General features: G+C 63.5%; 13 protein-coding genes. 11 read left to right on the top strand and 2 right to left on the bottom strand.

The window, feature by feature from the left end; genetic code table 11:
- Window positions 1-49: 49 nt before the first annotated feature.
- From KIP88_RS00515 to KIP88_RS00490, 6 genes are all read left to right on the top strand, one after another.
- Window positions 50-871, top strand: coding sequence for a putative hydro-lyase (locus tag KIP88_RS00515; protein WP_214485869.1), 822 nt, complete (start codon window positions 50-52; stop codon window positions 869-871).
- Between the two features lie 83 nt (window positions 872-954).
- Window positions 955-2,199, top strand: a complete 1,245-nt coding sequence (locus tag KIP88_RS00510) for an ABC transporter substrate-binding protein (protein ID WP_214485868.1) — start codon at window positions 955-957, stop codon at window positions 2,197-2,199.
- Window positions 2,200-2,226: 27 nt separating this feature from the next.
- Window positions 2,227-3,105 carry a branched-chain amino acid ABC transporter permease gene (locus tag KIP88_RS00505; protein ID WP_214485867.1) on the top strand — a complete coding sequence of 293 codons (879 nt, stop codon included), beginning with the start codon at window positions 2,227-2,229 and terminating at the stop codon, window positions 3,103-3,105.
- Complete coding sequence (locus tag KIP88_RS00500; RefSeq protein ID WP_214485866.1) at window positions 3,105-4,085, top strand: branched-chain amino acid ABC transporter permease; 981 nt, start codon at window positions 3,105-3,107, stop codon at window positions 4,083-4,085. Before KIP88_RS00505 ends, KIP88_RS00500 begins: the two co-directional genes overlap by 1 nt.
- Entirely contained in the window at window positions 4,082-4,819 is a 738-nt protein-coding gene (locus tag KIP88_RS00495) for an ABC transporter ATP-binding protein (RefSeq protein WP_214485865.1), read from the top strand. The genes KIP88_RS00500 and KIP88_RS00495 overlap by 4 nt, the downstream gene beginning before the upstream one ends.
- Window positions 4,803-5,507 (top strand): ABC transporter ATP-binding protein, encoded by a 705-nt coding sequence (locus KIP88_RS00490; protein ID WP_214485864.1) that lies wholly within the window; start codon window positions 4,803-4,805, stop codon window positions 5,505-5,507. The genes KIP88_RS00495 and KIP88_RS00490 overlap by 17 nt, the downstream gene beginning before the upstream one ends.
- A 118-nt stretch (window positions 5,508-5,625) precedes the next feature.
- Here KIP88_RS00490 and KIP88_RS00485 read toward each other — a convergent pair whose 3' ends face one another.
- Together KIP88_RS00485 and KIP88_RS00480 are read right to left on the bottom strand one after the other, a co-directional pair.
- Complete coding sequence (locus tag KIP88_RS00485) at window positions 5,626-5,913, bottom strand: GIY-YIG nuclease family protein (protein ID WP_214485863.1); 288 nt, start codon at window positions 5,911-5,913, stop codon at window positions 5,626-5,628.
- Between the two features lie 117 nt (window positions 5,914-6,030).
- On the bottom strand, window positions 6,031-6,693 hold the full coding sequence (locus KIP88_RS00480; protein ID WP_214485862.1) for an aldolase: 663 nt from the start codon (window positions 6,691-6,693) through the stop codon (window positions 6,031-6,033).
- Between the two features lie 121 nt (window positions 6,694-6,814).
- On the opposite strand from KIP88_RS00480, the gene ltnD reads away from it, so the two are divergent.
- The 5 genes from ltnD to KIP88_RS00455 all read left to right on the top strand — a co-directional run bounded on the left by ltnD (window position 6,815) and on the right by KIP88_RS00455 (window position 13,956).
- Window positions 6,815-7,729, top strand: a complete 915-nt coding sequence (gene ltnD / locus KIP88_RS00475; RefSeq protein ID WP_214485861.1) for an L-threonate dehydrogenase — start codon at window positions 6,815-6,817, stop codon at window positions 7,727-7,729.
- A 26-nt stretch (window positions 7,730-7,755) separates the two neighbouring features.
- Window positions 7,756-8,538, top strand: a complete 783-nt coding sequence (gene otnI / locus KIP88_RS00470; RefSeq protein ID WP_214485860.1) for a 2-oxo-tetronate isomerase — start codon at window positions 7,756-7,758, stop codon at window positions 8,536-8,538.
- Window positions 8,535-9,812 carry a 3-oxo-tetronate kinase gene (gene otnK / locus KIP88_RS00465; protein ID WP_214485859.1) on the top strand — a complete coding sequence of 426 codons (1,278 nt, stop codon included), beginning with the start codon at window positions 8,535-8,537 and terminating at the stop codon, window positions 9,810-9,812. Before otnI ends, otnK begins: the two co-directional genes overlap by 4 nt.
- A 176-nt stretch (window positions 9,813-9,988) precedes the next feature.
- The gene (locus KIP88_RS00460; protein WP_214485858.1) at window positions 9,989-11,680 is read left to right on the top strand and encodes a methyl-accepting chemotaxis protein; all 1,692 of its coding nucleotides are present in this window, start codon (window positions 9,989-9,991) and stop codon (window positions 11,678-11,680) included.
- Between the two features lie 248 nt (window positions 11,681-11,928).
- A complete protein-coding gene (locus KIP88_RS00455) occupies window positions 11,929-13,956 on the top strand; it encodes a methyl-accepting chemotaxis protein (RefSeq protein ID WP_214486610.1) in 2,028 nt (675 codons plus the stop codon).
- Window positions 13,957-14,035: the final 79 nt, after the last annotated feature.

The following is a 14,035-nucleotide window of genomic DNA, read 5'->3' as shown; positions in this document are numbered from 1 at the left end:
TAGCCATATGCGGGAGTGGATGTCGACAAGAATGGAAGCGGGGATAACGATGACCAGCTTGGCGAGGACGGAAACACGCGGCCACGATACGGCGGATTTATCGCCGAGCGTCGCGGCCCGGCATGCCTGCCGCAGCGGCATGGCCGCCACCACGGCCGGCGTCGCCAACGGTTTCGTCCAGGGCAACCTTGTGATCCTGCCCGAGAAGCTCGCAGCCTCGTTCCATCGGTTCTGCCAGCTCAATCCCAAACCGTGCCCGATCATCGGCATGTCCGATGTCGGCGATCCCAGGATCCCTGCGCTCGGCATCGATCTCGACATCCGCACCGACCTGCCGCGCTATCGCGTCTGGCGTGATGGCGAGGTGGTGGAAGAGCCGACCGACATCACGGCGCACTGGCGCGACGACCTCGTCGCCTTCGTGATCGGCTGTTCATATTCCTTCGAGGAGGCATTGCTGGCGGACGGCCTGCCGATCCGTCACATCGAGCGCAAGCTGCGCGTGCCGATGTACCGCACCAATATCGCCTGCGGTTCCGCAGGGCCGTTCGCGGGGCCGATGGTGGTGTCGATGCGGCCATTCAAGCCAGCGGACGCGATCCGCGCGGTGCAGATCACCTCGCGCTTTCCCTCTGTGCACGGCGCGCCGGTTCATCTCGGCCATCCGCATGCGATCGGCATCGCCGACATCAACAAGCCCGATTACGGTGATGCGGTGCCGATCGGCGCCGACGAAATTCCGGTGTTCTGGGCGTGTGGTGTCACGCCGCAATCGGTGATCGCAGCCGCGAAGCTGCCGTTTGCCATTACGCATGCACCCGGGCTGATGCTGGTGACCGATCTCATGAACAAACAGCTTGCCGTGCTTTGATGCACTCAATGCCACGCATTGAGGCTTTACCGTAACCATCAACCGCTTCATCGATAGTTGCCGATCCAACAGAGGATATCGCCATGAACATCACGCGCCGGAATGTCTTGCTTGGAGCTACCGCCGCTGCTGCACTTGGACCCATCGCGGCCCGTGCACAAACTTCCGAAGTGGTGATCGGTGTGATCTATCCGTTCTCCGGCGCCAGCGCCCAGATGGGCGTCGATGCGCAGAAGTCGTTCGAGACCGCGCTCGACATCATCAACAAGAACCATGATTTCGATCTGCCGCTGGCAAAGGGCGAAGGCCTGCCCGGCCTCGGCGGCGCCAAGATCCGCCTCGTGTTCGCCGACCACCAGGCCGATCCGCAGAAGGGCCGCGCCGAGACCGAACGCCTGATCACCCAGGAAAAGGTTTGCGCCGTCATCGGCACCTATCAGAGCTCGGTCGCGGTCACCGTCAGCCAGGTCTGCGAGCGCTACCAGGTCCCATTCATCTCGGCCGACAATTCCTCGCCGAGCCTGCATAAGCGCGGTCTCAAGTTCTATTTCCGCGCCGCGCCGCATGACGAGATGTTCTCGGCCGCGATGTTCAATTTCTTCGACGCCATGAAGAAGAAGGGCGCCAAGATCGACACGCTGTCGCTGTTCCACGAAGACACCATCTTCGGTACCGACTCCGCCAACACCCAGCTCAAGCTGGCTGCCGACCGCGGCTACAAGATCGCCACCGACATCAAGTATCGCTCCAATTCTCCCTCATTGTCGGCGGAGGTTCAGCAGCTCAAGACGGCGAACGCCGACGTGCTGATGCCCTCGAGCTACACCACCGACGGCATCCTGCTGGTCAAGACCATGGCCGAGCTCGGCTACAAGCCGAACGCGATCGTCGCCCAGAACGCCGGCTTCTCCGAAAAGGCGCTGTATGATGCGGTCGGCGACAAGCTGGAAGGCGTGATCTCGCGCGGCAGCTTCTCGCTCGATCTCGCCGCCAAGCGGCCGATGGTCGGCACGATCAACACCATGTTCAAGGAGAAGTCGGGCAAGGACTTCAACGACCTGACGTCGCGGCAGTTCATGGGTCTGCTGGTGATGGCGGACGCCATCAACCGCGCCAAATCCACCGACGGCGAAAAGATCCGCGAGGCGCTGGTGGCGACCGACATTCCGGGCGAGCAGACCATCATGCCGTGGAAGCGCGTCAAGTTCGACGAGCTGGGCCAGAACAACGACGCCGATCCGGTGCTGCTGCAATATATCGGCGGCAAGTTCGTCACCATCTTCCCGCCGCAGGCCGCGATCGCCGAAGCCGTCTGGCCGATGAAATAAGCATCGAACACGAGGGGGACGGGGGACATGACGGCCGAGACCATTATCCAAAGTCTGGCGAGCGGCCTGTTGATGGGGCTGCTCTACGGGCTGATTGCCGTAGGCCTTGCGCTGATCTTCGGCCTGATGGACGTCGTGAACTTCGCCCATGGCGAATTCCTGATGATCGCGATGTATGCGACGTTCTTCCTGTTCGTGTTCTTCGCGATCGATCCGTTGCTGGCGGCGCCGCTGGTCGCCGCGGCGCTGTTCGTGTTCGGAGCCTTGGCCTATCTGTTGATCGTGCGGTTTGCGGTCCGCGCCAAGGCCAACGCCGGCATGGTGCAGATCTTCTCCACCTTCGGCCTCGCCATCGTCATGCGCGGCGTGGCGCAGTTCTTCTTCACGCCGGACTACCGCAGCGTTACGCATTCCTGGCTCGGCGGCAAAACGGTTTCGGTTGCGGGCATCTTTCTGCCGGTGCCGCAACTGGTGGGCGCCCTGGTCGCGATCGCCGCATTCGGCGCGCTCTACCTCTTCATCAACCGCACTGATTTCGGCCGCGCGCTGGAGGCGACCCGCGAGGACGCCGGCGCGGTGGCGCTGGTCGGTATCGACAAGAACAAGGTGTTTGCGCTGGGCTGGGGCCTTGGTGCGGCGCTGGTGGGCCTCGCCGGCGCCGTGATGGCGATCTTCTTCTACATCTATCCCGACGTCGGCGCTTCGTTCGCGCTGATCGCCTATGTGACGGTGGCGCTGGGCGGATTCGGCAGCGTGTTCGGCGCCTTCGCCGGCGGCATCATCGTCGGCCTCGTCGAGGCCACGACCGCAATGCTCCTGCCGCCTTCGCTCAAGGCGGTCGGCATTTACGCGGTCTATCTCCTCGTCGTCTTCATCCGGCCGCGCGGCCTGTTCGGATCGATGTGATGGATACGAATTTCGCCAGAAGCCGCCGCCGCGACCTCATCGTCGCATTTTGTCTTGCCGCGACGGCAGCCGTGGTGCCGCTCTTTGTCAAGGACTCCTACGTCCAGAACATCATGGTGCTGACGCTGATGTGGGGGGCGCTGTCGCAGAGCTGGAATATCCTCTCCGGCTATTGCGGACAGATCTCGCTCGGTCACGCGCTCTATTTCGGGATTGGCGCCTATACCACGACGCTGCTGTTCACCAAGTTCGGTGTCTTGCCGTGGTTTGGCATGCTCGGCGGCGGCGTGATCTCCGCTGTCATTGCCATGGCGCTCGGTTATCCCTGCTTCCGCCTGCGCGGGCATTACTTCGTCATCGCCACCATCGTCATCGCCGAGATCGGGCTCTTGCTGTTCCACAATTGGGATTGGGCGGGTGCTGCAATGGGCATCGAGATTCCCGTGCGCGGCGACAGTTGGCTGAAATTCCAGTTCCCGCGCAGCAAGCTGCCGTACTTCTACTTCGCGCTGGCGCTGGCCTGCGTCGCCTGGTTCGTCACCTGGTGGCTGGAAGATTCCAAATGGGGCTATTGGTGGCGCGCGGTGAAGGACAATCCGGACGCCGCTGAAAGCCTTGGTGTCGTCGTCTTCAATTCCAAGATGGGCGCAGCCGCGGTATCGGCGTTCCTGGTCGCGGTCGGCGGCAGCTTCTATGCGCAGTTCGTCTCCTATATCGATCCCGAGAGTATCATGGGCTTTCACATCTCGCTGTTGATGGCGCTGCCCGCGGTGTTGGGAGGTATCGGCACGCTGTGGGGGCCGATGCTGGGCGCCGTCATTCTGATCCCGCTCACGGAATTGACGCGGTCCTACGCCGGCGGCTCCGGCCGCGGTGTCGACCTGATCGTCTATGGCGGCCTGATCATCGCGATCTCGCTGGCGCGGCCGCAGGGGCTGGTCGGTCTGTTCTCGCTGGGGCGTAAGGAGGCGGCACGATGACGACGGCGCCACTCCTCGAAACCCGCGGCGTCTGGCAGCGCTTCGGTGGCCTGATTGCGAACAGCGACGTCTCGATCTCGGTCGGACGCGGCGAAATCGTCGGCCTGATCGGTCCGAACGGCGCCGGCAAGTCGACGCTGTTCAACCTGATCGCGGGCGTGCTGCCGCCGACTCAAGGCTCGATCATCTTCGACGGTGAGGACGTCACCGCATTGCCGGCGGCGGAACGCTGCCAGCGCGGGATCGGCCGCACGTTCCAGGTCGTGAAGAGTTTTGAGACCATGACGGTCATCGACAACGTCATCGTCGGCGCGCTGGTCCGCACCACCGTGATGCGCGATGCCCGCCGCAAGGCGCATCAGGTGCTGGAATTCTGCGGACTCGGCCCGCGCGCCGACGTGCTGGCCAGCGATCTCGTGCCTTCCGAAAAGCGCCGGCTCGAAGTCGCCCGGGCGCTTGCGACCGAGCCGAAATTGCTGCTGCTCGACGAAGTGCTCACCGGGCTGACGCCGGTCGAAGCCAAAACCGGCGTCGAACTGGTGCGTAAGGTACGCGATACCGGCGTCACCGTGCTGATGGTCGAGCATGTCATGGAAATCGTGATGCCACTGGTCGACCGCGCCATCGTGCTCGATCTCGGCAAGGTGCTGGTCGAAGGCAAGCCTGCCGACGTCGTCCGCGATCCGAAAGTCATTACCGCCTATCTGGGAGACCGTCATGCTGTCGGTGCATGAAGTCACCACCGCCTATCAGGGCCTGGTCGCGATCTCGGCGGTCTCGATCGAGGTGGCAAAGGGCGAAATCGTCTGCGTCGCCGGCGCTAACGGGGCCGGCAAATCCACATTGCTGAAATCGATCGCGGGCGCGGAACGTCCGCGCTCCGGCACCGTGTCGTTCGACGGCGCCCGCATCGACGGCATGGCGCAGCACGTCATCACCTCGCGCGGCATTGCCTATGTGCCGGAAAACCGCCGGCTGTTTCCGCGGCTGTCGGTGCGCGACAATCTGCGGCTCGGCAGCTATCTTTTTCGCGGCCAGAGCAACCGCGAGGAGCCGCTGCATCTCGTGTTCCAACTGTTTCCGCGCCTGCAGGAACGGCTGGAGCAGCGCGCCGAAACACTGTCCGGCGGCGAACAGCAGATGCTGGCGATCAGCCGCGCGCTGATGACGCGGCCACGGCTGTTGATGCTCGACGAGCCGTCGCAGGGCATCATGCCGAAACTGGTCGATGAAATCTTCCAGGCGGTGAAGCGCATCCGCGACGCGGGGATGACCGTGCTGATCGTCGAACAGCGCATGTCGGAGTGTCTGGAGATTGCTGACAGGGCCTATATCCTGCAGACGGGCCGCGTGTTGATGCAGGGGAGTGCTGCGGACATCCGCGTCAATCCGGATGTAAGGAAGGCGTATCTGGGGCTGTGATGCACCGGGGAGGGCAGGCTCTCTCCACGTCATTGCGAGCGAAGCGAAGCAATCCAGAAATTTCACGGCAGAGACGGTCCGGACGGCTTTGTGGCTTATACTCTGCGAAATGACGAACTCAAATTAGATCGCCGTAAAGATCCTTCCAGCTGGGGTTAAGGCTCTCAATCAATGCCAGCTTCTTGGCGCGGCTACCTGCCTTGATTTGTTTTTCGCGCGTAATGGCCTCGACCATGCTGTCGTGAAGTTCGTACCAAACCAGAAGCTTGCACGCGTGCTTCCTTGAAAACCCAGCAACCAGCCCTTCACGATGTTCAAAAGCCCGTTTCGGCAGGTTGCTTGTTACGCCGGTATAGAGTGTTCCGTTGCGGCAGCTCGCCACGATGTAGACGCAGGGCTGTTTCATCCGATCTCTCCGCCGGCGTTGTGAGGAGCGTTAGCTCCGAAGCAATCAATTTTTCTGTGGCCCCTGGATTGCTTCGCTTCGCTCGCAATGACGTGGAGAGAGTTCGGCATACGATCGCTACGAATGCTCGTCATGTTCCGGCAGCGTCAACCCGAACGTCTTAGTCAAATCCTTCACCTGTTCTGGCGACAAATACCGCGGGTTCAGCCCCCGCAGCAGCAAATACAGTTTCGCTGTCTCTTCCAGTTCCTCGATCGCGTAAACAGCGGATTCCAGCGTGTCGCCCGACACCACCGGCCCGTGATTGGCGAGCAGCACGGACGAGTATTTCCCGGCCAGCCCCTTGATGGCGTCGGCCACCGCCGGATCGCCGGGCCGATAATACGGTACCAGCGCGGTGTGGCCGCACTTCATCAAATAATACGGCGTCATTGGCGGCAGCGCGGCGCGGGGGTCGATCTCGGGCAGCATCGACAACGCCACCGAGTGGGTCGAATGCAGATGCACCACGGCGCGTGCGGCGGTGCGGGTCTGGTAGAGCGCGGTATGCAGCGGGACTTCCTTGGTCGGGGCATCGCCGGAGACCAGCCGTCCGTCGGGGCCAAGCCGCGACATCCGCGCCGGGTCCAGCGAGCCGAGCGACGCATTGGTCGGGGTCACCAGCCAGCCGCCGTCATCGAGTTTCACGCTGATATTGCCCGAGGAGCCCGGCGTCAGCCCGCGCTCGAACAGCGAGCGGCCGAGGCGGCAGATTTCCTCGCGGATCCTGGTTTCGCTCATGAACTGACCCCGTTTTGAAGCCTTGTCTCACGCTTTGGCAGCGCGGCCAAGCCGTGATACCCAGAGGCAAGGAGCCGCCAGCCAATGGCGGCTAGAATGAAACCATGTGAGGGACCGCCGCATGCCAGAATCCGCCAAACCGCGCGTTGCCGTCATCGGGCTGGGCTCGATGGGATTCGGCATGGCGACCTCGCTGCGCCGCGCCGGGCTCGAAGTGACCGGCTGCGACGTTTCGGCGGATTCGGTGAAGCGGTTTGTGGCTGACGGCGGCAAGGGCGCCAGCACGCCAGCGGAGGCTGCCAAATCGGCCGACATCGTCGTCAGCGTGGTCGTCAACGCAGCCCAAACCGAAGCCATCCTGTTCGGCGCCAATGGCGTCGCCGAAACCCTGGGCAAGGGAGCCGTGTTCATCTCCTCCGCCACGATGGACCCCGACGTCGCGCGCCGGCTAGCGAAGCAACTCGAAGGAACCGGACGGCACTACCTCGACGCGCCGATATCAGGCGGCGCGCAGCGGGCGGCGCAGGGTGAGCTCACGATCCTCGCATCCGGCAGTCCGGCCGCCTTTGCCAAAGCCCGTCCGGCGCTCGATGCGATGGCCGCAAAACTCTACGAGCTTGGCGACGACGCCGGCCAGGGCGCCGCGTTCAAGATGATCAACCAGTTGCTGGCCGGCGTGCACATCGCCGCCGCCTCCGAAGCCATCGCCTTCGCCGCCAAGCAGGGCCTCGATATCAGGAAGGTCTACGAGGTGATCACGGCCTCCGCCGGTAATTCCTGGATGTTCGAGAACCGCATGCCGCACGTGCTCGACGGCGACTACGCGCCGCGCAGCGCGGTAGAGATTTTCGTGAAAGACCTCGGCATCATCCAGGACATGGCGCGTTCGCAGAAATTCCCGGTGCCGGTTGCCGCCGCCGCGCTGCAGATGTTCCTGATGACGGCCGCATCCGGCATGGGCCGCGATGACGACGCGTCGGTGGCGCGGATGTATGCCAAGGTCACTGGCACGCATCTGCCGGGTGAGCCGAAATAGCAGCAAGATCAAGAAGGGGACGCTCGATGCCGCGTTTTGCCGCCAATCTCTCCATGATGTTCACGGATGTACCGTTCCTCGATCGCTTCGACGCAGCGGCGAAAGCGGGCTTCACCGCGGTCGAATTCCTGTTTCCCTACGATCATCCGGCGGAGGCCGTCGGCGAACGGTTGCAGAAAAACGGTCTGACGCAGGCGTTGTTCAATTTGCCGCCGGGCAATTGGGATGCCGGCGAAAAAGGCTTTGCCGCGCTGCCGGAGCGCTTCGACGATCTGAAGCGAAGCCTTGAGACGGCGCTTCCTTATGCCAAGGCAACCGGTGTCAAGCGGCTGCATCTGATGGCAGGTATCGCCAGCCGCAGCGAACCAAAAGCCGTCGAGCAGTTTTATAAGTCGGTGACATGGGCCGCGGAATTCTTCGCGCCTCATGGCCTCGACGTCGTGATCGAGCCGATCAATGCCCGCAACGTGCCGGGCTACTTTCTCAACGATTTTGGCTTCGCCCGCGACCTGATCACCGAGCTTAAGATCGCGAACCTGAAACTGCAGTTCGACATCTATCACTGCCAGATCATTCATGGCGACGTCACCATGCGGTTGCGCGAGATGATGCCGATCACCGGCCACGTCCAGATCGCCAGCATTCCCTCGCGCAACGAGCCCGATGGCGAGGAGCTGAACTATCCGTTCCTGTTCGCTGAACTCGATCGCCTCGGCTATGGCGGCTTCGTCGGCTGCGAATATAACCCGCGGGCCAAGACCGCCGACGGCCTCGGCTGGTTCAAGCCCTATGCCGGAGCAAAATCGTGAAGTTATCGCTGGGCTGCATCGCCGACGACTACACCGGCGCCTCCGATCTCGCCAACACGCTGACCCGCCAGGGCCTGCGCACGGTGCAGACCATCGGCGTACCTTCCGACGATCTCGCGTTGCCGGAGGTCGACGCGGTCGTGGTGTCGCTCAAGAGCCGCTCGATCGAGGCGGATGTTGCGGTCGATCGTTCGCGCGCGGCGGACAAATGGCTGCGCGGCCGCGGCGCCGGCCACGTGCTGTTCAAGATCTGTTCGACCTTCGATTCCACCGACGCCGGCAATATCGGCCCTGTCATGGACGCGCTGCGCGCCGATTCCGGCGACGCCATCGTGCTGGTGACGCCGGCCTTTCCGGAAACCGGCCGCACCGTCTATCAGGGCAATCTGTTCGTAGGCTCTGTGCCGCTGAACGAAAGCCCGCTGAAGGATCACCCGCTTAACCCGATGCACGATTCCAACCTGGTGCGGGTGCTGGCACGCCAGAGCCAGACCAAGGTCGGGCTGGTGGATCTCGCCACGCTTTCGCGCGGCGCGGATGCGGTTCGCGCACGTCTCGCTGATCTCGCGGGGAAGGGCATTGGCGCCGCGATCATCGACGCCGTGTTCGATCGCGACCTCGAAACCATCGGCAGCGTCGCGCTCGATCATCGCCTGTCGGTCGGCGCATCCGGCATCGGTCTCGGCCTCGCCCGGGGGCTGGTCGCCTCCGGCAAGGTCAAATCGGCTTCGGCCGGCGCGGTGTCCGGGGCAGCGGTCGGCGGACCGGCGGCGTGCCTGGCGGGGAGCTGTTCGCAGGCGACGCTGGCCCAGATCGCCAACGCCGAGAAGTCCATGGCCGTCCTGCATCTCGATCCCGAACAGATCATCGCCGGCCCCGGCGAGGTACGTCGCGCGCTGGCCTGGGCGAGCGACCGAATCAGCGGCGGTCCCATTCTGATCGCCAGCAGCTCGACGCCGGATCAGGTCGCAGCTCTGCAATCTCGTCATGGCCGCGATGCAGCCGGGCATGCCATCGAGCAGGCGATGGCCGATATTGCGGAAGGCCTGGTGCGGTCGGGCGTGCGGCGATTGGTGGTCGCGGGTGGTGAAACTTCAGGCGCGGTCGTCGATCGCCTGCGCATTCCCGGATTCCTCGTAGGCGCAGAAATCGCTGCAGGAGTGCCGGTTTTAAGCGCTGTGGGTGCCGACAAGGGCGAGATGCTGCTTGCGCTGAAATCGGGCAATTTCGGCGGGCCCGAGTTTTTTTCCGATGCACTGAAGCTGATGCGCTAACGGCTTAGCCGGCGTTCATCTCCCGGTAAGGTCCGCCGCGTCGGTCTTCTTTGCCAACGCGCGTTAACTCAACCTGAGGACGCATCGGGTTTGATGTCGGCAAGGCATCCTCCGTCTTCCAGCCTTGCCGCCATCCGGCGTGCTCCCCGCGCGCCCAAGACCAAGAGATTCCAGCCATGCTCGCCAGGTACTCCATCCGCACCAAGATCGTCGCCGTGGTTGCCTTCCTGCTCGTCGCGATGACGGGCATGGGCCTGCTCGCCGTCCGCAACATGCGCGCCATCAACGCCAACACGGTGGACATCGCGACGAGCTGGATGCCGAGCGTGCGCGTGCTCGGTGACCTCCGCGCCGGCGTCATCACCTATCGCAACGTGATCCGCGAGCACATGCTGAGCGAGACGCTGGATGAAAAGCTGGCGACGGAAAAGACCCTGGCTGCCGTGATCGAGGCCAACAACAAGATCCGCGCAGCCTATGAGCCCCTGATTACGTCGGCGGAAGAGCGCACGCTGTATAATGAGTGGGCGCAGCTCTGGGACAAATACCGCAGGGGCACCCAGGAAGTCATGGAGCTGTCCCGCAATGCGGTCGGGCAGATTCCCACTGAAGCCAACGACCTGAATGCAACGACCGTGAACAAGATCGGGCTTCAGGCCGATGCCGTTCTGAAGAAGAATATCGACCTCAACAACGCGGGCGGCGACAAGGCGGCGCAGGAGGCGGCCGACAGCTACGCTTCCGCCTTGATCATGCTGGCCGCGATCCTCTGCGCGGCCGTGCTCATCGGCATCGCCGTCAGCTATTATCTGGTTCGCGACGTATCTGATGGCATCGCCTCCATCGTCACGCCGATGCAGGCGCTGGGCAACGGCGACTTGAGCGCGGATGTGCCGCATCAGGGCGAGAAGACCGAAATCGGCGCGATGGCGGACACCTTGCAGGTCTTCAAGCAGGCGCTGATTGCCAAGAAGGCCGCCGACGAGGCCGCAGCCGCCGACGCCGAAGCCAAGATCGAGCGTGGCCGGCGGGTCGACGGCATCACCCGCAACTTCGAAAACGTGATCGGCGAGATCGTGCAGACGGTGTCGTCGGCTTCGACGCAGCTCGAAGACTCCGCCGGCACGCTGTCGGCGACGGCCGAACGCTCGCAGACGCTGACATCAACCGTGGCCTCGGCTTCCGGCGAAGCCTCCGCCAACGTGCAGTCAGTGGCGTCGGCGACCGAAGAGCTTTCTTCGTCGGTGACCGAGATCGGCCGTCAGGTGCAGGAATCGGCGCGGATGGCGACGGACGCGGTCGGTCAGGCCCGCGTCACCAACGACAGGGTCAGCGAATTGTCCAAGGCGGCGGGCCGGATCGGCGACGTGGTCGAACTCATCAACACCATCGCCGGCCAGACCAATTTGCTCGCGCTCAACGCCACCATCGAGGCGGCGCGTGCCGGCGATGCCGGCCGCGGCTTTGCGGTCGTGGCGTCGGAAGTCAAGGCGCTCGCCGAACAGACGGCAAAGGCCACCGGCGAAATCAGCCAGCAGATTGCCGGCATCCAGGGCGCGACCCAGGAGTCCGTGAGCGCAATCAAGGAAATCAGCGGCACCATCGAAAGGCTGGCGGAGATCTCCTCGGCGATCGCGGCTGCCGTGGAAGAGCAGGGCGCGGCAACGCAGGAAATCTCCCGCAACGTGCAGCAGGCGGCCAGGGGCACCCAGCAGGTCTCTACCAACATCACCGATGTGCAGCGCGGTGCCAGCGAGACCGGCGCGGCCTCCTCGCAGGTGCTTTCGGCGGCGCAGTTGCTGTCGGGCGACAGCAATCGCCTCAGGCTCGAGGTCGGCAAGTTCCTGGAGTCGGTTCGGGCAGCCTGACAACCGGCCGGCGACAGACGAAGGGCCCGGCTCCCGGCGAGGGAGTCGGGCCTTTTCGCGTGTGACGAGAAGTCGATGGAATTACAACCAAGCTGGATATTCCGTAGCTTTACGCAAGCGGAAATTAACCGGTCGCCACTACGCTGACCCGCATCTTCGGGGTTTGCGTGCGCAGGTTGTGGGTTCCGTTCCGTCGCAAATTCCGCCTCCGGAAAAATGCTTCAGAAGAATTTGGGGTCGCCGTCATGATCAAGCTCAACCGTATCGGAAACAAACTGGGCTTGGCCGGAGCGGTCGGCGTCTTGCTGGCAATCGGCATGGTGGCCAATCAGATGGTCACCGAAACGAAAATCGAGGAAGCCGGCGATCGCGCCTCCCGATCGCAGCAGGTGGCGAATAATGCGCTCGCCGCGCATATCGACCTGCGCAAGATTCAGCTTGACGCTGGCGACGTTCGAATGGCGAGAACGCCCGCGCAAGTCGAAAAGGCCCTTGCCGATCTGCAGCGCCACAAGGCGAGCGCGGTGAAGGAGCTGGAGGCGGCGCTGGCAACGGCCCAGCGGCCGGAAGCCAAAGAACAGCTCCAGAAGACCAAGGCCCTGATGGAAGGCTTTACCGCGGCGGTGGAAGATCTCGCGAAGGCGCAGACGACGCTGCTGGCTCAAATCGAGAAGCGCTCGGCCATTTCCGAAGAATGGAACAAGTCGGTTGATTCTCAGCTGAAGCTGCCGGCTATGCAGAAGCTCGACAACCGCCTCGAGATCGAGCGTTTGCTGTTTCAGGCCGATGGCAAGGTGAACGCGCTGCGGGCTGGTGCCTGGAAGCTCGGCGCCACCGGCGATGCCAACCTGGTCACGGAGATGGCAAAGACCGAAGCCTCGCTCAAGGATATCTTCAACAAGCTGCGTGGCGAAGCCGATGACCGGGATCTGCTGGTCGTGGTCAGCAACCTTTCCTCGATCGTGAAACGCTTCCTGGCCGCCAATGAGGAGGCCGTCAAGACCGAGCAGTCGAAGAGCGAAATCATCGCCACCCGCACCGTCAAGGCTGCCGCTGACGTCGCCCACCTGATGGAGGAGACGGTCGGCGGTGCGCAGAAGGATGCGAAGATCTCCAAGGACGCGGTGATGTCCGACACCGAGAGCGCCAATCAGATCAACCTGATCATGGCGATCGTCGTGGTCGCTTCGCTGATCGCTTCGGTAATATTCTCCTTCCTCGGCGTCGCCCGTCCGATGACGCGCCTCAACGGTGCGCTAGGCGAGATGGCCGGCGGCAATATCGAGGTCGAGATTCCCGGCGCCGGCCGCGGCGACGAAATCGGCGACCTCGCCAAGACGGTGACTGTCATCCGCGAGAACGCCGAGCACAAGGCGCGCGAGGAAGCCGAAGCCAAGGTCGAGCAGGACCTGGTCGCGGCGAAGCGGCGCAAGGCCGAAATGATCAAGCTCGCCGACGATTTCGAAGGTGCGGTCGGCAATATCGTGGAGACGGTGTCGTCGGCGTCGACCCAGCTCGAATCGGCCGCCGGAACGCTGACGTCGACGGCTGAACGCGCCCAGGAACTGACCACGATGGTGGCGGCGGCTTCCGAGGAAGCCTCCACCAATGTGCAGTCGGTGGCCTCTTCCACCGAGGAGATGGCTTCGTCCATCACCGAGATCGGCCGTCAGGTTCAGGAATCGGCGCGGATGGCCAATGAGGCCGTCGATCAGGCCCGCACCACCAATGACCGGGTCAGCGAATTGTCGAAGGCGGCAGCCCGCATCGGCGCGGTGGTCGAACTCATCAACACCATCGCCGAACAGACCAATCTGCTGGCGCTCAACGCCACCATCGAGGCGGCCCGCGCCGGCGACGCCGGCCGCGGCTTTGCTGTCGTTGCCTCCGAAGTGAAGGCGCTGGCGGAGCAGACCTCGAAGGCGACCGGCGAGATCGGCCAGCAGATCACGGGCATCCAGGCCGCGACGCAGGAGTCGGTTGGGGCGATTCAGGCGATCAGCTCCACGATCGAGAGGCTGTCGGAAATATCCTCGACCATTGCGGCCGCCGTGGAAGAGCAGGGTGCCGCAACCCAGGAAATCTCCCGCAACGTGCAGCAGGCCGCTCGGGGCACCCAGCAGGTCTCCGCCAACATCACCGACGTGCAGCGCGGCGCCGGCGAGACCGGCACGGCATCCTCGCAGGTACTTTCGTCGGCCCAGTCGCTGTCGTCGGAGTCAGGCCGCCTCAAGCTCCAGGTCGGCAAGTTCCTGAATTCGGTGCGGGCGGCCTGATTTATCCGCCATCAAGCAAATTCGAGGCCCGGCGCCACTTGCAGCCGGGCTTTTCTTTTCGAGGGTGGAGCATCAGTTG

Origin of the sequence: Bradyrhizobium sp. SRL28, assembly GCF_018596315.1 — a bacterium.
In the GTDB taxonomy this organism is placed as follows: domain Bacteria; phylum Pseudomonadota; class Alphaproteobacteria; order Rhizobiales; family Xanthobacteraceae; genus Bradyrhizobium.
This window is presented reverse-complemented; position numbering and strand designations above follow the sequence as displayed.

What these genes read in the sequence shown, in the direction of transcription:
- KIP88_RS00515 (WP_214485869.1), top strand. Translation starts at nt 50, where the DNA reads ATGACCAGCTTGGCGAGGACGGAAACACGCGGCCACGATACGGCGGAT.
- KIP88_RS00510 (WP_214485868.1), top strand. Translation starts at nt 955, where the DNA reads ATGAACATCACGCGCCGGAATGTCTTGCTTGGAGCTACCGCCGCTGCT.
- KIP88_RS00505 (WP_214485867.1), top strand. Translation starts at nt 2,227, where the DNA reads ATGACGGCCGAGACCATTATCCAAAGTCTGGCGAGCGGCCTGTTGATG.
- KIP88_RS00500 (WP_214485866.1), top strand. Translation starts at nt 3,105, where the DNA reads ATGGATACGAATTTCGCCAGAAGCCGCCGCCGCGACCTCATCGTCGCA.
- KIP88_RS00495 (WP_214485865.1), top strand. Translation starts at nt 4,082, where the DNA reads ATGACGACGGCGCCACTCCTCGAAACCCGCGGCGTCTGGCAGCGCTTC.
- KIP88_RS00490 (WP_214485864.1), top strand. Translation starts at nt 4,803, where the DNA reads ATGCTGTCGGTGCATGAAGTCACCACCGCCTATCAGGGCCTGGTCGCG.
- KIP88_RS00485 (WP_214485863.1), bottom strand. Translation starts at nt 5,913, where the DNA reads ATGAAACAGCCCTGCGTCTACATCGTGGCGAGCTGCCGCAACGGAACA.
- KIP88_RS00480 (WP_214485862.1), bottom strand. Translation starts at nt 6,693, where the DNA reads ATGAGCGAAACCAGGATCCGCGAGGAAATCTGCCGCCTCGGCCGCTCG.
- ltnD (WP_214485861.1), top strand. Translation starts at nt 6,815, where the DNA reads ATGCCAGAATCCGCCAAACCGCGCGTTGCCGTCATCGGGCTGGGCTCG.
- otnI (WP_214485860.1), top strand. Translation starts at nt 7,756, where the DNA reads ATGCCGCGTTTTGCCGCCAATCTCTCCATGATGTTCACGGATGTACCG.
- KIP88_RS00460 (WP_214485858.1), top strand. Translation starts at nt 9,989, where the DNA reads ATGCTCGCCAGGTACTCCATCCGCACCAAGATCGTCGCCGTGGTTGCC.